Source organism: Streptomyces sp. NBC_01410, assembly GCF_045040195.1.
GTDB lineage: Bacteria > Actinomycetota > Actinomycetes > Streptomycetales > Streptomycetaceae > Streptomyces.
This window is the reverse complement of the sequence record NZ_CP109530.1, coordinates 1,243,142-1,263,105: the sequence shown is the minus strand read 5'-3', so window position 1 is coordinate 1,263,105 and position 19,964 is coordinate 1,243,142. Positions and strand designations below refer to the sequence as shown.

15 protein-coding genes are annotated in these 19,964 nt (G+C 70.3%); 8 read left to right on the top strand and 7 right to left on the bottom strand.

Going from position 1 to position 19,964, the window contains the following annotated elements:
- Window positions 1-6: 6 nt before the first annotated feature.
- A complete protein-coding gene (locus OG741_RS05805; protein ID WP_405595745.1) occupies window positions 7-1,026 on the bottom strand; it encodes an iron ABC transporter substrate-binding protein in 1,020 nt (339 codons plus the stop codon).
- A gap of 272 nt (window positions 1,027-1,298) precedes the next feature.
- Between OG741_RS05805 and OG741_RS05800 the strand changes: the two genes are divergently transcribed.
- Window positions 1,299-3,875, top strand: coding sequence for an AMP-binding protein (locus OG741_RS05800; RefSeq protein WP_405595744.1), 2,577 nt, complete (start codon window positions 1,299-1,301; stop codon window positions 3,873-3,875).
- Between the two features lie 4 nt (window positions 3,876-3,879).
- Here OG741_RS05800 and OG741_RS05795 read toward each other — a convergent pair whose 3' ends face one another.
- On the bottom strand, window positions 3,880-6,327 hold the full coding sequence (locus OG741_RS05795; protein ID WP_405595743.1) for a SpoIIE family protein phosphatase: 2,448 nt from the start codon (window positions 6,325-6,327) through the stop codon (window positions 3,880-3,882).
- Window positions 6,328-6,545: 218 nt separating this feature from the next.
- On the opposite strand from OG741_RS05795, the gene OG741_RS05790 reads away from it, so the two are divergent.
- Window positions 6,546-8,243 (top strand): LuxR C-terminal-related transcriptional regulator, encoded by a 1,698-nt coding sequence (locus tag OG741_RS05790; RefSeq protein WP_405595742.1) that lies wholly within the window; start codon window positions 6,546-6,548, stop codon window positions 8,241-8,243.
- 151 nt (window positions 8,244-8,394) lie between these two features.
- Entirely contained in the window at window positions 8,395-9,780 is a 1,386-nt protein-coding gene (locus tag OG741_RS05785; RefSeq protein WP_405595741.1) for an FAD-binding oxidoreductase, read from the top strand.
- 9 nt (window positions 9,781-9,789) lie between these two features.
- Here OG741_RS05785 and OG741_RS05780 read toward each other — a convergent pair whose 3' ends face one another.
- Window positions 9,790-11,175 (bottom strand): tannase/feruloyl esterase family alpha/beta hydrolase, encoded by a 1,386-nt coding sequence (locus tag OG741_RS05780; RefSeq protein WP_405595740.1) that lies wholly within the window; start codon window positions 11,173-11,175, stop codon window positions 9,790-9,792.
- Window positions 11,176-11,462: 287 nt separating this feature from the next.
- Here OG741_RS05780 and OG741_RS05775 point away from each other — a divergent pair, with 287 nt between their 5' ends.
- The 3 genes from OG741_RS05775 (at window position 11,463) to OG741_RS05765 (ending at window position 14,615) form a co-directional block, all read left to right on the top strand.
- Window positions 11,463-12,710, top strand: a complete 1,248-nt coding sequence (locus OG741_RS05775) for a sensor histidine kinase (protein ID WP_405595739.1) — start codon at window positions 11,463-11,465, stop codon at window positions 12,708-12,710.
- Window positions 12,707-13,405 (top strand): response regulator, encoded by a 699-nt coding sequence (locus tag OG741_RS05770; RefSeq protein WP_405595738.1) that lies wholly within the window; start codon window positions 12,707-12,709, stop codon window positions 13,403-13,405. Before OG741_RS05775 ends, OG741_RS05770 begins: the two co-directional genes overlap by 4 nt.
- 187 nt (window positions 13,406-13,592) lie before the next feature.
- Window positions 13,593-14,615, top strand: a complete 1,023-nt coding sequence (locus tag OG741_RS05765; RefSeq protein ID WP_405595737.1) for a zinc-dependent alcohol dehydrogenase family protein — start codon at window positions 13,593-13,595, stop codon at window positions 14,613-14,615.
- 370 nt (window positions 14,616-14,985) lie between these two features.
- On the opposite strand, the gene OG741_RS05760 is transcribed toward OG741_RS05765, so the two are convergent.
- From OG741_RS05760 to OG741_RS05745, 4 genes are all read right to left on the bottom strand, one after another.
- On the bottom strand, window positions 14,986-15,393 hold the full coding sequence (locus tag OG741_RS05760; protein WP_405595736.1) for a hypothetical protein: 408 nt from the start codon (window positions 15,391-15,393) through the stop codon (window positions 14,986-14,988).
- Window positions 15,394-15,684: 291 nt separating this feature from the next.
- Window positions 15,685-16,308, bottom strand: coding sequence for an NAD(P)-dependent oxidoreductase (locus OG741_RS05755; protein WP_405595735.1), 624 nt, complete (start codon window positions 16,306-16,308; stop codon window positions 15,685-15,687).
- A gap of 106 nt (window positions 16,309-16,414) precedes the next feature.
- Window positions 16,415-17,338: a glutamate ABC transporter substrate-binding protein gene (locus tag OG741_RS05750; RefSeq protein WP_405595734.1), complete on the bottom strand. Its 924-nt coding sequence runs from the start codon at window positions 17,336-17,338 to the stop codon at window positions 16,415-16,417.
- Between the two features lie 243 nt (window positions 17,339-17,581).
- A complete protein-coding gene (locus OG741_RS05745) occupies window positions 17,582-18,547 on the bottom strand; it encodes a DUF3048 domain-containing protein (RefSeq protein WP_405595733.1) in 966 nt (321 codons plus the stop codon).
- A 189-nt stretch (window positions 18,548-18,736) separates the two neighbouring features.
- On the opposite strand from OG741_RS05745, the gene OG741_RS05740 reads away from it, so the two are divergent.
- Both OG741_RS05740 and OG741_RS05735 read left to right on the top strand, forming a co-directional pair.
- Window positions 18,737-19,090, top strand: coding sequence for a cupin domain-containing protein (locus OG741_RS05740; protein WP_405595732.1), 354 nt, complete (start codon window positions 18,737-18,739; stop codon window positions 19,088-19,090).
- Between the two features lie 89 nt (window positions 19,091-19,179).
- On the top strand, window positions 19,180-19,962 hold the full coding sequence (locus tag OG741_RS05735) for an amino acid ABC transporter ATP-binding protein (protein ID WP_405595731.1): 783 nt from the start codon (window positions 19,180-19,182) through the stop codon (window positions 19,960-19,962).
- The last annotated feature ends 2 nt before the right edge of the window (window positions 19,963-19,964 follow it).

Here is a 19,964-nt window from a genome sequence, read left to right as displayed (position 1 = left end):
GACGGCTCAGACCATCCCGACGTCCTGAAGCATCTTCAGCGTCTCCTGAAGCGAATCGAGCTTGCCGAGGTCGATCTTGGGGGCGTCGAGGGATTTCAGCGGCGGCAGGTCCTTGACCGTGCTGGTGACGCCTGCGGCCAGCGGGTACTCCTTGGTCTCCTCGGCGAAGTAGGTCTGGGCCTTCTTCGAGAGGAGGAAGTCGACGGCCTTCTGGGCCACCGGGGCCTGGTCGCTGCCCTTGAGGATGCCGACTCCGGCCGTGTTCACCAGGGCGCCCGGGTCGCCGCCGGGGAGGAAGTGGATCTTTGCGCCGACCTTGTCCTCGCCCTTCTCGGCGACCTGCTCGTACCAGTAGTAGTGGTTGACCAGGCCGAGGGAGACTTCGCCCTCACCGACGGCTTCCAGCACCTTGAGGTTGTTCTCGTACACCTTCGGGTCGTTGGCCTTCAGGCCTTTGAGCCAGGTGCGGGTGGCTTCGTCGCCCTCCAGGACGCGCATGCCGGTGACGAAGGCCTGGAACGAGGCGTTGGTCGGAACGTATCCGATCTTGCCCTTCCAATCCGGCTTGGTCAGCTCATGGACGCTGTCCGGCACCTTGGCGACCTTGCCGGGGTTGTACGCGAGGACACGCACGCGCCCGGAGGTGCCCACCCAGTCGCCGGCGCCGCCGCGGAACGCCGCGTCGACCTGGTCCAGCGACGCCTGCGGCAGCTTCTGGAGAAGGCCCTTCGTGGAGAGGGCTCCGAGCGCTCCGGCGTCCTGGGAGAAGAACAGCCCGGCCTTGGTCTTGTCGCCCTCCTCCAGGATCTGGGCAGCAAGCTCGGCGCTGTCGCCGTAGCGGACGGCGACCTTGGTGCCGACAGCCTTCTCCAGCTCGTCCAGCAGGGGTTTGACCAGCTTCTCGTTGCGGCCGGAGTAGATGACGAGCCCAGCGTCGTCCTCGTCGTTGCCGCAGCCCGCGAGCGCGGGCACAAGCAGAGCTGCCGCGACGAGCGCGGTCAGACGTCGGACCAAGGGGCGTCGCATGAGGGAAGCCTTCCTGCATGGCTCACTTCCGTCGCCGCGCGTCGCGTCGTCAGGGAGCGAGCGGCGTGACGGTGCCGCGGAGGAACCTTTGAACGCCCTATGAATAAGGTAAAGCTAACCTAAACGTCAAGAGTGACGTACACAACAGCCCCGGTGCCGGTGACCTCTCGGCGCAGCCGACCCTACCGGCCGCTGACATGTGGATCTTCGGTGGATCGGCTGTGACATCTCTGTGACTATCAAATAAAGTAAGGCTTTCCTAAGATGCGCTCGTGATAGCGCCTTCCGGCCTGCTCCCAGGCACCAAGACCGTCCCCTTCGCCCGCAGTCTCGCGGCCCACGGTGACCGCACGGCGGTCATCACCGCCGATGGCTCGGTGTCCTACGGTGAGCTCGCCGAACGGGTGGCCGAGACCGCACACCGCCTCGGCCCGGAACGGCGCCTGGTCCTCCTCGTCGGCGCCAACACGGTCGACGCCCTCGTCATCCACCTCGCGGCGCTGGCGGCGGGGCACCCCGTCCTGCTGGTGCCCGGCGACCATGCCGAAGCCGTCCAGTCGCTGACCGACGCGTACAACCCGGATGTCGTGGCGCGCCCCGACGGCGGCGCATGGGTGCTCGACGAGCGACGCGCGGTCTCCGCGCACACCCTGCACCCGGACCTCGCGCTGCTGCTCAGCACCTCAGGCTCCACCGGCTCACCCAAACTCGTCCGCCTGTCGCACGAGAACCTGCAGGCCAACGCGGAATCCATTGCGGAATACCTGGGCATCCGCGACAGCGACCGCGCGGTCACGACCCTGCCCATGCACTACTGCTACGGCCTCTCCGTCATCCACAGCCATCTGCTGCGCGGCGCCGGCGTGATCCTCACCGACCTCTCGGTCGCCGACACCTGCTTCTGGGAGCTGTTCAAGGCAGGCCGGGGTTCGACTTTCGCGGGGGTCCCGTACACCTTCGACCTGCTCGACCGGGTCGGCTTCGCCACGATGGAGCTGCCGCATCTGCGCTACGTCACCCAGGCAGGCGGGCGGCTGGCACCCGACCGGGTGGCGCACTACGCGGCCCTGGGCCGGGCCGCCGGCTGGGACCTGTTCGTCATGTACGGCCAGACCGAGGCGACGGCCCGTATGGCGTACCTGCCACCCGACCTCGCTCACGCGCATCCCGAGGCGGCCGGTGTCGCGATCCCCGGCGGCTCCTTCCGGTTGGAGCCGCTGCCGGACTGGCCCGGCCAGGACACCGGCGAGCTGGTGTACGCGGGCCCCAACGTCATGCTCGGCTACGCCGAAAGCCCCGACGACCTCGGGCTCGGCCGGTCCATCGACGAGCTGCACACCGGCGACATAGCCCGGCGCACCCCCGAGGGGCTGTACGAACTGCTCGGGCGGCGAAGCCGGTTCGCGAAGATCCTCGGCCTGCGGATCGATCCGCAACAAGTCGAGGCGATGCTCGAGAAGCACGGCGTCACCGCCTGCTGCACCGGTGACGACGACGAGTTGGTGGTGGCCGTCGCGGGAGATCCGGACGCTGTCGACCCGGTGCGCGTGCGGCGGATGGTGACCGGCGAATGCGGCCTGCCGGCTCGCGCCGTACGCGTCCATGTCCTGTCCGAACTGCCCCGGCTCGCCACGGGAAAGGCCGACTACCGGGCCATACGCGAACTGTCCCGGCCCGAGTCCCTTGCAACCGCGGCGACATCCGGGCCGGCCGGGCGTACGACGCCCACCGGACCCGTCGACCTGTGCCGGCTGTACGCGGAGATTCTCGACCGGGACCAGGTCAACGAGGACAGCAGCTTCGTCGGCCTGGGCGGCGACTCGCTGAGTTACGTAGAGATATCGCTGAACCTCGAGGAGGCACTCGGCCATCTGCCGGACAACTGGCACACGCTCCCGATCCGTGAGCTCAGCAAGTCGTCGGGGCAGCCGGCCGAGGACCGGCCGAAAACCCGCCGCCGCACCCTGGAGACCGGGGTCGCCCTGCGCGCCGTCGCCATCGTGCTGATCGTCGGCTCGCACATCCATCTCTTCATGGTCAAGGGCGGCGCCCATGTGCTGCTCGGAGTCGCCGGGTACAACTTCGCCCGCTTCCACCTCACTTCGGCCGACCGCCCAGAGCGCCTGCGCAACCTCGGGCGGAGCATCACACGGATCGCCGCACCGAGCATTGCCTGGCTGGCACTGATGCTGCTGATCACCGACGACTATCGGCTCACCGACGTCCTGCTGCTCACCAGCCTCCTCGGACCGCACACCGGCTTCTGGTTCATCGAGGCCCTGCTCTACATCCTCGCGGCAGCCACCGCCGTGCTTGCCGTACCGCTCGTGGACCGCACCGAGAGACGCTTCCCCTTCGCCTTTCCCGTGGCCCTGATGACGCTCGGTCTGATCGGGCGCTACGACCTCCTCGGCCTCGACGCCCGCGGCCACATTCCCCTGGCGGTCACCGTCTTCTGGCTCTTCGCCATGGGGTGGGCCGCCGCGAAGGCCACCACGGTGCGGCAGCGGCTGCTGGTAACGGCCGCAGCCGTGGCGACAGTTCCGGGCCTCTTCGGACAGCCGGCCCGCGAGGCGGTCATCATCGGCGGCCTCGCCCTGCTGGTGTGGGTGCGGAATCTGCCGAGTCTGGCCTCTGTCAACCGCGTGGCAGGCGTGCTGGCCGGCAGCTCGCTCTACATCTACGTGACGCACTGGCAGGTTTTCCCGCGCCTGGAGGACCAGTTCGCGGTGGTGTCCATGATCGTCTCACTCGTCGTCGGCATCGCATACGCCGCCGTGGCAACCCGGGTGATGCGGTGGCGGCCCTCTCTCCGGTTCGGCCGTACGGAGGCCGCCGGCAAGCACTGAGCCTTCACCGCGGGGGCTCGGGCAATGGCTGCTCGGTCCAGATGCACTTGCCGTCGGAGGTGTAACGAGTGCCCCAGCGATGACTGAGCGCGGCCACCAGTTGGAGTCCGCGGCCGCCTTCGTCGGTGTCCAGGGCACGGCGGATACGGGGCGTGGTGAGACTGCCGTCCGAGACCTCGCAGATGAGCGTCCGGCTCCGGAGCAGGCGCAGCCGGACGGGGCCTTTCGCGTGGCGCACCACATTGCCCACCAGCTCGCTGGCGATCAGCTCGGTGGTCATGACCAGATCGTCGAGCTGCCATGCGGCCAGCTGATGCCGGACATGGTCGCGGGCCAGGCCCGCCGCGAGGGGGTCCTCGGGCAGGGGCCAGGTGGCCATGTCCTCGGCGGCGAGCGTGTGGGTGCGGGCAACGAGCAGAGCGGCGTCGTCGTTGGTCTCCTCCTGGGCGGGCAGGAGAGCCGAGACGAGCGAATCGCAGAGCCGGTCGAGATGCCCGGCTTCGGTGTGGCGGTGGGGCGCCGGCCACTCGGGACCCGGTGAGGCCTCCGCGACCTCGGGCGGTCCCGTGTCCCGCGCGCCGTCGAGGCCGACGGTGAGTGCCTTGGCCAACTGCTCGATGCCGCTGTCGATGTCGCGCCGGGCGGATTCCACGAAACCGTCGGTGTAGAGCACCAGGAGGCTTCCCTCGGGGAGCCTCAGCTCTGTGGTCTCGAAGGGCGGCGTGGCCGCGCCGAGCGGAGGGTTGGCGGCGACATCGGGAAAGTGCACCGAGCCGTCGGGGTGAACGACAGCCGGTGGAGGGTGTCCGGCACCGGCGAACGTGCAGAGGCCGGAGGCGGGATCGTAGAGGGCGTAGAGGCACGTGGCGTAGAAATCGTCGCCGAGCTCGCTGACCAGGTCGTTGAGGTGGGAGAACAACTCGTCGGGAGGCAGTTCGAGACCGGCCAGGGTGTGTACGGCGGTGCGCAGTCGGCCCATGGTGGCGGCCTCGGGGAGGCCGTGGCCCATCACGTCGCCGATGACCAGCGCGACGCGGTCGGCGGAGAGCGGAATGACGTCGTACCAGTCGCCGCCGAGGGTGCCCTCGCTGGCCGGCAGATAGCGGGCGGCAGCGGCGACGGCCGGCAGGGACGGCAGCGCCCGGGGGAGCAGGCCGCGTTGCAACGCCTGCGCACGGCCGTGCTCGGCGTCGTACTGCCTGGCCCGTTCCAGGGCCTGGGCGACCAGTCCGCTGAGCGCGACCAGCAGGGTGCGCTCCTCCCCGGTGAGACGGCGGGGCCGGTCGAAGGAGACCACGCAGCCGCCGACCGCGCGGCCGGAGACCATCAGCGGCAGGAATGCCCAGGCCTGCTTCCCGCTCATGCTCGGGAGGCCGCTCATCCCCGGGTAGTCGGCTTCCATCTCCTCCAGCGAGGCGATGAACCTCGGGATACCGTCCTTCAGCGCGAGTTCGCTGAGGGAACCGGCGGGGATGCCGCCCCTGGCCAGTTGGTCGAGAAATGCGAGCGGGTATCCGACCGACCCGACGGGCTGTACCCGGCCGCCTTCACGGGCCTGCACGATCAGCCCGGTCGCGCCGAACAGCGGCAGCACCCGCTCGGCGGCCGCGGCCACCACGTCCTCCGCGGTGAGTGCCTCGGCGAGCGCCGCGGTCAGCTCCCCAATGCGTGCGGCTCGTTCGGCGGCCGCGTGTTCCGCTGCCAGCCGCTCCTCCTCCACCTGGCGTCTCTCGGTGACATCGGTCAGATAGACCGTCAGTCCGTCGGGCACCGGGATCAGCCGCAGGTGGTACCAGCGGCCGTCGGCGGGCAACCGCAGATCCAGCCCCGCCGGCCTGCCGTCGGCGACGGCTTGGCGGCACCCCGATTCGAGGCCGGGCGCACTGACTTGCTGGATGTCCCACAGGGTCCGGCCGACGAGTTCCCGCGAAGGGCCGAGGAGTCGCTCGGCCAGGCCGTTGACGTAGAGGACCCTCCAGTCGGCGTCGACGGCGAGGAATCCGTCGCTCATGTGCCGCAGGGCGCGGCCGACCGAGTCCAGGGCGGCCAGGCTCTCGGTGGTCTCCCAGAGCCGCCCCACCATGTGGGCGGGTGCGCCGTCCTCGCCGAGGACGATCCGGCCGCGGACCGCGACCCAGCCGACGGTGCCATCCGGCCGGCGCACCCGGTGTTTGGTGTTGTACTCGGCGCCTTCCCGCAGGGCCTGCTCGGCCTGCGCCAGCACAACGGGCAGGTCATCGGGGTGGATCAGGCTCCGCCAGGTTTCGATCCGCCCGTCGAAGACGTCCGGGCCGATGCCGAGGACCAGTGGCATCTCTTTGTCCCAGGTCAGGTCGCCGGTGCGGATGTCCCAGTTCCAGGCCCCGACCCTGACCGCGTCGAGCGCCTGCTGAAGGAGGTGGGCATCGTCCGGCTGCGTGGCGGACGACGGGCCGGGCTCTTGTGTCGCCATGGAGAGCACCAAAAGAGTGATCTGAGACCAAAACGGTCAGCGTCAAGTCTATAGATGCGCACCGGAGGGCGGCTGTGAGCCGTGGTGGGCCCCGGCGGGCCGGGCGCGCGGTCTGCCCGGAGCGCGCCGCCCGGTCCCTGCCTCGCGCGCCTCGGAGCTGCGCGCTCCTATGCTGGTGAGGGGTGGTCCGGCTCGCGGAGAGCGAGAAGGGAGCCGCCGTGGCTGAGCAGATAACCGGCAGGGATCAAGCCGTCGATCAGGCAATCGAGCAGGCGAGGGATGCTGTGGCGCGGGAGGCCTGGGCCGAGGCGTACGCCGCTCTGCGTGAACTCGACCACGACCGCATGAGCCCGGATGACTTCGCCGTACTTGCCGACGCCGCCTGGTGGACCAGCCGCGTCGAGGAATCGATCACCGCGCGGACCAAGGCATACTCCGGCTACGTGGCCGCCGGTGCCGCCCGCCGGGCCGGATTCAGCGCCTGGATGCTCTTCTACGAGTTTCAGCTGGCAGGACGCATGGCCGCGGCCGCCGGCTGGCTGCGCCGGGCGCGGCAGCACCTCAGCAACGAGCCCGAATGCGTCGAGCAGTGCTATCTCGCCTGGGTTGAGGCAGAAGAGGCGCAGCGGCGTGGCGCCTTCGAGGAGGCCATGAGCTGTGCCCGCCGCATGGCCGGTATCGCGCGGCGCTGCGGCAGCCCGGATCTCCTCACCATGAGCACCCAGGCGCAGGCGAGCGTGCTGCTGGCCGAGGGGCGGATCGCAGGCGGGCTCGCACTGCTCGACGACGCCATGTGCTCGGCCATGGCGGGCGAGCTCAGCTCCTTCTTCACCGGGTGGATCTACTGCCTGGGCCTCCAGCAGTGCATGGCCTCCGCCGACCTGGAACGCGCCGCCGAGTGGACCGACGCCGCCATGGCATGGTGTGCGTCGATGCCCGAGGAGAACAACTTCCGGGGTCTGTGCCGGGTACACCGGGTCGAGGTGCTCGAGCTGTCCGGCGAATGGTCCCGGGCTGCGACCGAGGCCGCCCTGACCTGCAAGGAACTGCTGCCCTACGAGGCGAGGGCCGCCGCGGAGGCGTTCTATCTGACCGGCGGTATCCAGCGGCGGCGCGGCGAGCTTGCCGCGGCCGAGGCGTCGTACGACCGCGCGCACGAGCTGGGCCGCGACCCGCAGCCGGGCCTCGCGCTGCTGCGCCTGGCCCAGGGCAAGGCCGACTCCTCCGCCGCAGCCCTGCGACTCGCACTCGCGGCCGATGACGGTGGTGACGCCGGCGGTGGCCCCGGCCGCCTCGAACGCTGTCGGTTGCTCGCGGCCCAGGCCGAGGTCTCGCTCGCCCTCGGCCGGCTCGACCAGGCCCGTACGGCAGTGGACGAACTGGAGTCGGCCGCGCGCGAGTGGCAGCAGCTGCGCGAGTCCGAGACCACGGTGCTGCATGCGATCGCCGCTGCGGCGGGCGGCGCGGTGGCATTCGCCGAGCGTGACCTGGAGGGTGCCCTGCCACTCCTGCACCGGGCGCTGTCGCTGTGGCTGGACCTGGGGGTGCCGTACGAGGCCGCGCAGGTCCGTATGACCCTGGCCGCCGCCGACCGCGCCGCCGGGGACGACGAAGGCGCGCGGCTGGAACTCCGGGCCGCCCGGGCGGTCTTCGAGCGACTGGGCGCGGTGCCCGACGAACGGCGGGCGGCGGCCCTGCTCAACACCGTGCGCCATCGGTTCCCCGGCGAGCTCACCGAGCGCGAGGTCCAGGTCCTGCGCCTCGTGGCCGCGGGCCGGACCAACCGCTCCATCGCCTCCGAGCTGGTCATCAGCGAGCACACCGTGGCCCGCCACCTCAACAACATCTTCGCGAAGCTTGATGTGTCATCGAGAGCCGCTGCCACGGCGTACGCGTGCACACACGGCCTCGCGTGATCCCTGCACGGTGCGGCGCATGGGCTGTTCTGCCCATGCCCGGACAACCGACATGGGCGGTTGTGGCGATGAGCCTTGCACGGCCCCGTGCCTACAACAGAGCTGTGCCCAACCCTGAGATCCCCGACGACGTGGAAAGCGGGTGGCGGTCATGACCACCTACACACCAGCCCTCGACGACAAGCTGCTGGTACGGCTGCAGGGGGCCGTACGCGGCGAGATCATCCAGCCTGCCGACCCCGACTACGACGAGGCCCGCAAGGTCTACAACGCGATGCACGACAAGCGCCCGGCGATCATCGTCCGGGCGGTCGACGTGGGCGACATCGTCGCCACCGTGGACCTCGCCCGGGAGCAGAATCTGCTGCTGGCCGTGCGAGGCGGCAGCCACAGCGTCCCCGGCTACGGCACCTGCGACGGCGGCGTTGTACTCGACCTCGGCCGCATGCGCGGGATCCGGGTCGACCCGCAGGCGGGTACCGCCCGGGCCGAGGGCGGATGTACCTGGGCCGATGTCAACCACGCCACGCATGCCTTCGGTCTGGCCACCACGGGGGGAATCGTGTCCAGCACTGGTATCGGCGGGCTGACCACCGGAGGCGGAATGGGCCATCTGGCCCGGCGCTGCGGGCTGGCCTGCGACAACGTGCTCTCGGCCGACCTGGTCACGGCGGACGGATCCTTCCGCACCTGTACCCGGGAGCAGAACGCCGACCTGCTGTGGGCGGTATGCGGCGGAGGCGGGAACTTCGGGGTCGTCGCGTCTTTCGAGTACCGGCTGCACCCCGTGGCCGACATTCTCGGCGGGCCGACCTTCTATCCCCTCGACGGCGACGTCATACGGCGATACCGCGAGCTGCTCGCCGAGTCCGAGGAGAAGCTCGGCGCTCTGCTCGTCGTCGCGCTCGGCCCGCCCGTGCCGTTCCTGCCGGAGCGCTGGCACGGGCGGCCGCTCTGCGGAGTGGTCACCTGCTGGACCGGCGCCGAGGACGAGGACGACCGGATCCGTGCCCGTCTCGCCGACCTCGGTCCGGTGGTGGGGCAGTACGTCGAACGCATGCCGTATCCGGTGATCAACACGCTGTTCGACGAACTGCTCCCTGCGGGTCTCTTCCACTACTGGAAGGGCACCTTCAGCCACGGTCTGCCGGACGGAGCCATCGACGCGTACGTCGAGTACGGCGCCACGACGCCCACCATCCAGAGCGCGACGGTGATCTTCCCCATCGACGGCGCCTGCCACCGGGTAGGACCCGAGGAGACCGCGTTCACCTACCGGGACGCCGACTTCGCGACGGCACTCAGCCCGACCCTCATGACCCGCGCCGACTGCGAGGCAAACGTCCCCTGGGCGCGGGCCTTCGCCGCGGCGCTCGCGCCTCACTCCCTGGAGGGCGGCTACGTGAACTTCATGGACAGCGACGACCAGGACCGGGTCCGCGCCAACTACCGTCAGAACTACGACCGCCTGACCGCCATCAAGCGGCGCTACGACCCCGGCAATCTGTTCCGCCTGAACCACAACATCGCGCCGTGAGCCCCCGGTTCACAGTGAGCAGGAGTCCACGCCTGCGTCGTCGTCCGGCCGGGGCACCGTGCGGCTCCGGGGCGGGGTGACACCCCGCTGCGTCCAGTCGACCATCGCGTCGAACGCCGCACGGAAGCAGGGCAGCATCGGCCGGACCGTTTCCGGATGGGCCGCGTACAGACCGTCGGTGTGGGATCCGTCGGTGATCCGGAAGTACCGGTGCAGGTCCCCGCGGCCGGCGTCCTTGACCATCCGGGTGTAGACATCCCCGCTCCTGCTGATCGGCAGCAGTACGTCACGCGTGCCGTGCAGGGTGATCAGCGGCTTGCCGATGCGCCCGGTCAGCGACACCCGTTCCACGGCCTTGTGCACCGAGCGGGGGCGCGAGGCGTAGTCGTAGTCGGTGTCGCAGCCGGGCCCGGTGCCCTCGGGGCAGAACGGCGTACCGCCCTCGGCCGCGCCGTCGTAGCCGGGGTCCAGTTCCTCCCGCACGATGCGCTGGAGCGTGTCCCACTGCGTGCGGTGGTGCAGGCCCCACAGCGGCTCGGTGCCCGCCGGGTAACCGGCGGCCAGCATCTCCTCGTGCGCGCCGGGCCGGCCGGCCACATAGCGGGGATACGCCCGCAGCGCCGGTGGCAGGGTGGTCAGCAGATTGGGCGCCTCGCGGGTGAACAGCAGGCCGTGCCAGTCGATACCGCCGCTGTAGAGCCCCGGATGCCGTTCCAGCTGCCAGCGCACGAGGTAGCCGCCCGCGGATGCCCCGGCGGCGTACGTGTGGGAGGGCCGGCGTCCGTACCGCTGGGCCGCAACGCGCTTGGCGGCGATGGTCAGTTGGGTGACGCGCCGGTGCCACTCGAGGATGGCGTCGCCCGGGCGGCGGCCGTCCTTGTAGATCTGCGGTCCGGTGTTGCCCTTGTCGGTGGCGGCGAACGCGAATCCCTTGGAGAGCGCGTAGTCGCCGATGATGCGGTCGTTGGCGTACTGCTCGCGGATGCCGGGCGGGCCCGCCACGATCAAGCCGCCGTTCCACCGCTCGGGGAGTCTGATCACGAACTGGCTGTCGTGGTTCCAGCCGTGGGTCCGGTTGGTGGTGGAGGAGTCGGGGAAGTAGCCGTCGAGCTGGAGCCCCGGAACGGCGGGTGGGCTGACCGTGCCGGGCGGTTCCAGGCCGGCCCAGTCGGCCGGGTCGGTGTGACCGCTCGCGACGGTTCCACCGGTGGTGAGATCCGGCAGGCAGGCGGAGATCATGAACTCCGCTCCCGGCACGCGCGGCGAATGCCCGCCGCAACTCGATCCTCCTCCTGCCGCGGTGCCTGCGCTCCCGCCGCCAGTGGCGAGGGCCGGGGTCAAGGTCGCCGCCAGCACGAGCGCGGTCAGTGCGGCGAGACGGCCGAAGACAGTCATGCGGTGTCCTTTCCGGGATGTCCGACGTGAACAGGACGACCGTAGAAAGGCATGGGAGCGCGCGTGAGTGCCCTGCGGCCACACCGAGGAGCGAAGGTCACGCGCCCTGCCGCAGCCACCCGGCCGGACGGCACATGACCTTTGGCCACATCTGCCCCGGGCCGGGCGGGAGTCGGGGGCCGCGGTCGTGGCCGCGACGTATCCTGCTGGGACACGACCGGCGCGGCGCAGCAGCGCAGCTCGCCTTGTGCCAGGGAGCAAGTGCCGCAGTTCCGCAGGGGGTTGGTATGGCCGCACCACCGACACCCCCCAGGCCACTGCGCTGGGTCCCGTCCGCGCTCTACGCCGCGGTGCTGGCCGGCGGGCTGTACTACGAGACTCTCGGAGAGGGCAGCCTCCGACTCGCGGGCACGGCGGGCTTCGTGACCTGCCTGCTGCTGCTGTTCGCGCTGGAAGCCGTCGAGCGCGGCCGCTACCCCGAACACGTGCCGACCCGCCCCGCGGTCCTCCTGCTGGCGGCCCGTCTCGGGCTGTACGCGGCGGTGAGCGCCCTCGACGAGGCAGGCGTCTCACGGGCACTGTTCGTACTGGTCCCGTTCACGGCCTACTTCGCCCTGGGCCGCACGGCAGCCCTGGTCGCGAGCGCCGGATGCCTCGGGCTGCTGCTGACCGGCAATGTGCTGTGGGTGCCGCGGTGGTGGGCGACGGCCGAGCACATCTCCGACCTGCTCATGCTCGGCATCGGTCTGGTGCTGGCCGTGTCCATGGCCGCGGTGGCGGTCGGCGAACAGGAAGGCCGGGCGCGGCTGGAGCACGCCCTGCGCGAGCTGAGCGACTCCCACGAGCGACTGGCCGACCATGCCGAGCGGGTGGCGGAGCTGTCGACGGCCAAGGAACGCAACCGGCTGGCCAGGGAGATCCACGACAGTCTCGGCCACCATCTGACTGCGATCGCCGTCCAGTTGGAGAAGGCCGAGGCTTTTCACGACCGGGACGCCGAGACCGCGCGGACGGCGGTCGGCCATGCGCACTGGTCGGCGGTGCGCGCGCTCGACGAGGTACGTCATTCGGTACGGGCGCTGCGCGACGAGGGTGAGCCGTTCTCGCTCTCCCGTGCCCTGGCCGACCTCGCCCGGCACGCCGACGGGGGCCGGTTGAAGATCGTCGCGCAGGTGAGCGGCGACGAGCGGGGCTTTTGCACCGGGGCGCTCACCGCCCTGTACCGCGCGGCGCAGGAGGGACTGACGAACGCCCATCGCCACGGGCACGCGACCCGGGTGTCTGTCGCCGTCGCGTTCGGCGGTGACGGCGCGCGGCTCGCCGTCACCGACAACGGACGCGGTTTTCCGGACGGTGCCTGCGAGGGATACGGCCTGCGCGGCATGCGGGAGCGGGTGGCGCTGCTCGGCGGCACGGTCGACATCCGCTCGGCACCGGATGCCGGGACCGCGGTGACCGTGACGCTGCCGCGGGCCGCCGCCTCGCCGCCCGAGGTTCAGGGCACGCCGGGCGCTTCGGCAAAGGCGGTGCGATGAGCACGCGCCCACCGGGGGCCCGCGACGCGGTGGCGGTGCTGGTTGTCGACGACCAGGAGCTGGTGCGGGAAGGGATCGCCTCCCTGCTGGGCCTTCAGCCCGGGATCACCGTGATCGGCGCGGTCGCCGACGGACGACAGGCCGTCGAGGCCGCCGTGACGGACCCGCCCGACGTGATCCTGATGGACGTCCGTATGCCGGTGATGGACGGTGTCGAGGCGGTGAGCCATCTGAGCAGACGGGCCCCGACGTGCAAGGTCGTCATGCTGACGACCTTCGACGACGACGAGTACGTGGTGCGGGCTCTGCGCGCCGGGGCGGCGGGCTATCTGCTGAAGAACCTGCCCGCGGCCGAACTGGCCGACGCGGTGCGGCTTGCGCATGCCGGGGTCACCCAGCTCGACTCCTCGGTGGCCCGGATTCTCACCGGCGCGCTGCTGCCCGCCGAGCCCGGCCGTGGCGCCGGGGACTCGGCTGCCGCGCCCTCCCACGGCGCTCCGCCCGGCGGTCTGACCGCCCGTGAGGTCGAGGTGCTGCGGCTGATCGCCGCCGGTTCCACCAACCGTGAGATCGCGTCCCGGCTGTACGTCAGCGAGGGCACCGTCAAGAACCACATCTCACGGATCCTGGGCCGGCTCGGCCTGCGCGACCGCACCCAGGCGGCGATCTACGCGCACGACCACGGACTCCTCTAGACGCCCGGCCGGTACGTGGGCGTGGGTGCCTGCGGGCGGACGCGGTCCGTCAGCAAGCATCCGGCCATGCTGGAGGCGGCCAACCTGGTCACCACCATGCGGCGGGGCAGGGAGAAGTGGGGAAGGGAGAAGTCGCGAGAGAAAAGGGAGAAGTTGCGAGAGAATACGTTGCGCGGACAGGAGGGCGATGATGGCATCCCCGAGCCCCGCGGCCACATCCGCGTGGGTGGTCGAGCACCCCGGACCGATCACGTCCGCCCCGCTGCGGCGGGTCGAGCGCGAGACGCCCGCGCCCGGCCCGGGCGAGCTGTTGCTGCGCGTACGCACCTGCGGAGTCTGCCGGACCGACCTGCACCTGGCCGAAGGCGACCTGCCACCCCACAAGCCTCGGTGTACGCCGGGTCACGAGGTCGTGGGCGAGGTCATCGCCACCGGGCCGGACGCCGAGGACTTCCGCGTCGGCGACCGGGCGGGCGCGGCCTGGCTTGCGGAGACCTGCGGGCAGTGCCGGTACTGCCGAAGCGCGCGCGAGAATCTGTGCCCCGACTCCCGCTACACCGGCTGGGACATCCACGGCGGCTACGCCGACCACCTGCTCGTGGACGCGCGCTTCGCCTACCGCCTGCCGCAAGGGTGGAGCGACGAGGACGCGGCGCCCCTGCTGTGCGCGGGCATCATCGGCTACCGGGCGCTGGAGCGGGCCGACCTGCCTCCCGGTGGCCGGCTCGGCATCTACGGATTCGGCGCCTCCGCGCATCTGACCGCCCAGCTGGCCATCGCCCGGGGCGCCGAGGTCCATGTCGTCACCCGCTCGCAGGGTGCGCAGCGGCTGGCGCTGAAGCTGGGGGCGACATCGGCCGGAGCGGCCGCGCCACCGAAGCCTCTGGACGCGGCGATCCTGTTCGCCCCGGCCGGGAGCCTGGTGCCGGTCGCGCTCGCGGCGCTGGACCGCGGCGGCACCCTCGCGATCGCCGGGATTCATCTGAGTACGATCCCGCCGCTCGACTACGACCGGCACCTGTTCCAGGAACGGACCGTGCGCAGCGTCACCGCCAACACACGTGAGGACGGCCGAGCCTTCCTGGCCGAGGCGGCGCGTCTGCGGCCCACGGTGCGGGTCACCCGCTACCCGATGCGACGAGCCGACCGGGCCCTGGAGGACTTGGCGGCCGGACGAATCACGGGCGTGGCCGTACTCGTAACGGAGTGATCCACCGCCGCCGTTTGCCGGAAGCCGGCCCGGGCACCTGCGCAGCAGGACAGATAGCGTGTCGAGCGGTCCATCCGGTCAGTGCGCCCAGCCCGGACGCGCGGAGAGAAGGGATCAGGACAGTGGGTACGCCTCCCAACGATCCGGTACCTCCCAACCCGACGCCCGCGCCGGGGCCCGGACCGGGGCCGGGGCCGGGGCCACTGCCCGGTCCGGTGCCTGGCCCGGGCGGGCCCGATCCAGTGCCCCCGGCTCCGCCCCAGCCCGAGCCGGACCCGCCGTCGCCGACCCCGCCTCCGGAGCCGCAACCCCAGCCGGGCCCGCTGCCGCACCCCGAGCCGGTCACCTGAATCCGCCTCTTACACGCCTACTAGTGCCCGAAGTGGTGACGGAACCTGTGGCCGGGGGACGCGGTCCGGGTCCGGTCGTCGGGCGGTGCCCTCCGGTCGTCGGGCGGTGCCTCAGCGGCGGGTGTCGTGGGCTCGCGCAGCGCGTCGTCGCGCTCAGCCGTAGTCCTGACGGCCTGGGCTCGCGGCTCCCGCATGGCGGTGGACCGGCGCCGTCGTCGCGCGCCACCGCCCATGACCATGGCACATCCGATGCAGAAGAGCAGGGCCAGGGCGACTCCGGCCAGGAAGATCGACAGGCTGTTCATGCTGGCCAGGTCGTTGTCGAACATCGTCACGGTGTAATCCGGGCCACCCGAGGTGTTGTACGCGATCAGCAGCCCGGTGAAGGCTCCGGTCGCTCCGAGCAGCAGAAGCCCAAGAAGGATCATGGCGCTAATCCCTTCAGATGGTCCGCTATGGCGTATCGCGTGTGCCCCGATTTCGCCCGTTCTAACTCGCGCCCGGCGTCGACGCTGCCGGCCTCCCGTACGCCCCAGAAGGGTCGGCTCGCTCTTCAGGTGCGCAACCGTCGCGGGTGTACTCCCTGGGCTCGCGGCCGGGAAACGGTATGACGGCGAGGTGCTCGTCGTAACTGCCCTGGGCCCAGCAGGCAGCGGTGACAGACGACAGCAGGTCGCGGCGCCTCAAGTGCCGCTGCGTCCCCCGCTTTTGGGAAGCGGTCAGTTGGTGAGGATCGCGGTGCGCCGGGACCAGGTCGGGTCGGTGAGCTGCGTGAGCATGAAGTGGGCGACGTCCGCCCGGCTGATCTTGGGCATGCCCCTGAATTCGAAATGGTCACCCACGCGGTAGGTGCCGGTGAATGGCCGGTTGGTCAGCGTCACCGGATAGACGAGGGTCACGTCGAGGTCGCTGGCGAGGAGCCTGCGGTCCGCCTTCCCCTTGTCGGGGTAGATCTTCCTCAGCATCGTGCGGTAGAAGAGCCGCTGCGGCAGCGAAGCCTGGGCGTAGGTCTCGTTGACGCCGAAGGCCGAGAGGAAGATCAGGCGGTCGACTCCCGCATCGTGCATGGCGGGGACGAGCGCGTCCACGGTGCGGCTGACGATGTCGGACGTGAGGCTCCACCCCGTCCCCATCGTGCTCAGCACGGCGTCCTGGCCCACGGCGGCAGTCGCGAGCTCCTGCTCGTCGGCGACATCACCGAGGAGCACGGTCAGACGGCCGTCGACCCGAGGCAGCTTTTCCGGACTGCGGACGAGCGCGGTGACGTGATGCCTCTGGTCAAGGGCCTGACCGACCAGCTGGAGGCCGGTGGGGCCGGTCGCGCCGAGAAGCAGCAGTCTCATGCCCTCCAGCCTGGGCCGGTTGGGGGCAGGGCGCTATCGCGCCCGGTGACGCGCCGAACCGGCTTCCGGTCGGGAAGCCGGTTCGGCATCAGGTGCCGGCCAGGTGTCAGTAGCGCTCGACCACCGGCGCACCGCCGTACTTCGAGCCGGAGAGGCCCAGCGTCGCCGCGTACGCCCTCTTGTGGTCGCCGTTCTCGTCGTGCGCCTCGAGCGCCGCCGTCACCGCTTCCCGCAGCGCCTCGTCGTCCTTGTTCATGCCGATGCCGTAGGGCTCCTCGGTGAACGGGTTGCCGACGACCTTCAGCTTGTCCGGGCGCTGGGCGGCGTAGCCCATGAGGATGGCGTCGTCCGTGGTGACGGCGTCGACCTTCTTGTCGAGCAGCTGCTGGACGCACTCGAAGTACTTGGACGTCTCGACCGTTGTCGTGTTGTAGTCGGGCTTCCTGATCTCGCGGAGAGCGGTCGATCCCTTGACCGAGCAGACCGTCTTGCCCTCCAGGGAGTACGGGCCCCCGATCGTGCCGTCGTTCTTGCGGACCAGGAGGTCGGCGCCGGCCCTGTAGTACGGCCCGGCGAAGCCCACCTTCTTCTTGCGCTCGTCGTTGATCGTGTACGTACCGACGTACAGGTCGACCTGGCCGCTGGAGATGGCGGCCTCACGGTTCTTCGTGTCGACCGTCTTGAACTCGATCTTGTCGGGCGAGAACCCGAGACTCGCCGCGACCATCTTGGCGATCTCGATGTCGAAGCCGGACCGCCTTCCGTCCTTCTCCTCGAAGCCGAGGTACGGCTGATCGTTCTTCGCGCCGATGACGAGCTTGCCGGCCCTCTGCGCCTTCGTCAGGGTCGGGGAGTCGATCTTGACGTCCTTGGCGACCGTGTACGTGGGCAGCCTCGGGTTGCTCCCGTTCGAGCTGCTGGTGGGCTCGTCACCGGAGGCATTATCGGACCCGCCGCTGCACGCGGTGGCGGTGAGGGCGACCGACAGCACAGTGATCGCCGCAACCGCGGCGGACTTGCACGACTTCATGGTGGAACATCCTCAAAAATCAACAGACTGAGCAGAGTGCACGAGGAGGCTGAATGACGGGACGGCGCCCTCAGGCCGTCGAAATGTCCGTCATCGGTGCATTGCTCCGGCCTTCTCGATGGGAAGACAGCTGGGAGGACGATAAGCCTGAGTCCTCGCATCGTCATCACATCTGAGGGGAACTTGAGCATTACAGTCCGGCCACGGAAGACCTGTCGCGCCCCCGGACCGGTCGGGAGCCCGTCAGCGAGCCGCGTACACGATCCAGACCTGTCCCGGGGCGAACGCCATGGGCCTGCCGTCCGGTGTCGTGAACGTCGTCCCGGACCGGGCGGTCGGGCGCTTCCACTCCGCCTTGTGCGCCTTGCTGTCACGCAGGACGAGCGCCGTGCCCGATCCCACGGTCTCGGTGTACGGAGAGATGTTCCCCGACCGGTCGTGGAACTTCGACGGGCGCACGGATACGTACTGCACGACCACGGTGGCGGCCCCCAGCGGCTGCCCCGCCTGTGTGCGGGAAGGCGTGCCGTCCATGGCCACCAGCCACTGAGCCCTCTGTGGCGACCATGTGAAGGCGAAGCGCGCGGCCGGATAGCGCACGGTGTACGCGGCAGTCGGTTTCCCGCCCGGGGGCTCGGCACCGAAGGTGAAGCCGGCGTACGTGGCCGCGTTCACGCCGGAGGCGTCGCGCAGTACGCGCTCGGGCCGTAGATAGAGGTTGTGCGGGGCGGCCCGGTCCTGGCTGCGGAAGTACGAGCCCCCAGGCGCCTTTCCCGGCGGAACCGCGTTCACCGGGGCCGCCTCGATGACCGGCAGGAGCTTGCTCTGCGCCCCGGAGAAGGCGAGGGTCGGCCGGTCGAACTGCGTCAGCAGTTCCAGATCGGATTCGCGGGCACTGCGCACCGGGCCGACGACGGGCGGAAGTCGGGAGGAGAAGACGGCGAGGATCCGGCTGAGGCCCGCCTCGACCCGCTCGACGTAGACGATGTCCGCCTCGTCGAGTCCCGTCGGGGGCCGGGCGGGAACGACGTTGTCGATTTTCACCGCGAGTACATGCGCGCGCGGGACGGACGCGCTCGTGGACGGCGTACGGTCACGGGCCGGGGGATTGCTGCCGTCGCCGCCCTCGCATCCGGAGGCGGCGAGGGCGAGCGTCACGAACAGCATCGCGACGGCGGCGGCCGGTCTCTTCTTCGTCTTCGCGGGCATGGCGGACGCCCCTTCGAGTCACCCGCCGGCGCCCGTGGCGAACCATCGGCAGCGGCGTCATGATGCACGCACTCTCTGTAGTCCGAGAATACGGCGCACCGGGGCCGAACGTTCTGTCGTCCCGGGGCGCGGGGAGAGCGGCACTGTGTCCCTGCCCCGCGCCACCCGGTATGGCCTAACGTCGCGATCATGACGACGTACAACAGTTTCGCCGTACACATCCCCGACGCCGACCTCGAGCCGGACCCGCTCGACCCCGCACAGATCGTCCGGGGCACCCCCGAGGTGTCGGGCAGGGTGCTCTGGGAGTCGGAGGACGGCAGGAACATCCGGGGAATCTGGCAGATCACCCCCGGCGTGGTGACCGACACGGAGGCGAACGAGCTCTTCGTCGTCGTCAGCGGCCGGGCAACCATCGCGGTCGAGGGCGGCCCCACGTTCGACGTCGGCCCGGGCGACGCGTGCGTCCTGCGCGAGGGCGACCGGACGACCTGGACCGTCCACGAGACACTGCGGAAGGCGTACCAGATCACGACGGCCTGAGCGCGTAACTTGGGCAACAGGTACGACGCTGCGAACGCCATGGGGCGCTCGGTATGCGGCCGGTCCGCGGCGGACGGAGTATGAAGCCGATGAGCGGAGTAACAGTGACCAAGGGAAATGCCACGCAGGCCAGGAGCGACGCCCTCATCGCGCTGAGCAACGTCAACAAGCACTTCGGCGCGCTGCACGTGCTCCAGGACATCGACCTGACGGTCTCCCGTGGCGAGGTCGTGGTCGTCATCGGGCCGTCCGGGGGCGGGAAGTCGACGCTGTGCCGCGCCATCAACCGCCTCGAGACCATCGACTCCGGCGAGATCGCCATCGACGGCAAGCCGCTGCCCGCCGAGGGCAAGGAGCTCGCCCGGCTGCGGGCCGATGTCGGCATGGTCTTCCAGTCCTTCAACCTCTTCGCGCACAAGACGGTGCTGGAGAACCTGATGCTGGGCCAGATCAAGGTCCGCAAGAAGGACAAGAAGGCCGCCGAGGAGCGGGCGCGCTCGCTGCTCGACCGGGTGGGCGTCGCCGACCAGGCGGACAAGTACCCGGCGCAGCTCTCCGGCGGCCAGCAGCAGCGTGTCGCGATCGCGCGCGCACTGGCCATGGAGCCGAAGGTCATGCTCTTCGACGAGCCGACGTCGGCCCTCGACCCCGAGATGATCAACGAAGTTCTCGAGGTCATGCAGCAACTCGCCCGTGACGGCATGACGATGGTCGTCGTCACCCACGAGATGGGCTTCGCCCGATCGGCCGCCAACCGTGTCGTCTTCATGGCGGACGGCCGGATCGTCGAGGAGACGACGCCGGAGGAGTTCTTCACAAATCCGAGCAGCGACCGCGCGAAGGACTTCCTCTCGAAGATCCTTCACCACTGAGC

Bases quoted from the DNA above. Each gene is read 5' to 3' on its own strand.
- OG741_RS05750 (WP_405595734.1), bottom strand. From the start codon at position 17,338: ATGAAGTCGTGCAAGTCCGCCGCGGTTGCGGCGATCACTGTGCTGTCG.
- OG741_RS05765 (WP_405595737.1), top strand. From the start codon at position 13,593: ATGATGGCATCCCCGAGCCCCGCGGCCACATCCGCGTGGGTGGTCGAG.
- OG741_RS05785 (WP_405595741.1), top strand. From the start codon at position 8,395: ATGACCACCTACACACCAGCCCTCGACGACAAGCTGCTGGTACGGCTG.
- OG741_RS05770 (WP_405595738.1), top strand. From the start codon at position 12,707: ATGAGCACGCGCCCACCGGGGGCCCGCGACGCGGTGGCGGTGCTGGTT.
- OG741_RS05760 (WP_405595736.1), bottom strand. From the start codon at position 15,393: ATGATCCTTCTTGGGCTTCTGCTGCTCGGAGCGACCGGAGCCTTCACC.
- OG741_RS05775 (WP_405595739.1), top strand. From the start codon at position 11,463: ATGGCCGCACCACCGACACCCCCCAGGCCACTGCGCTGGGTCCCGTCC.
- OG741_RS05755 (WP_405595735.1), bottom strand. From the start codon at position 16,308: ATGAGACTGCTGCTTCTCGGCGCGACCGGCCCCACCGGCCTCCAGCTG.
- OG741_RS05735 (WP_405595731.1), top strand. From the start codon at position 19,180: ATGAGCGGAGTAACAGTGACCAAGGGAAATGCCACGCAGGCCAGGAGC.
- OG741_RS05745 (WP_405595733.1), bottom strand. From the start codon at position 18,547: ATGCCCGCGAAGACGAAGAAGAGACCGGCCGCCGCCGTCGCGATGCTG.
- OG741_RS05740 (WP_405595732.1), top strand. From the start codon at position 18,737: ATGACGACGTACAACAGTTTCGCCGTACACATCCCCGACGCCGACCTC.
- OG741_RS05780 (WP_405595740.1), bottom strand. From the start codon at position 11,175: ATGACTGTCTTCGGCCGTCTCGCCGCACTGACCGCGCTCGTGCTGGCG.
- OG741_RS05795 (WP_405595743.1), bottom strand. From the start codon at position 6,327: ATGGCGACACAAGAGCCCGGCCCGTCGTCCGCCACGCAGCCGGACGAT.
- OG741_RS05805 (WP_405595745.1), bottom strand. From the start codon at position 1,026: ATGCGACGCCCCTTGGTCCGACGTCTGACCGCGCTCGTCGCGGCAGCT.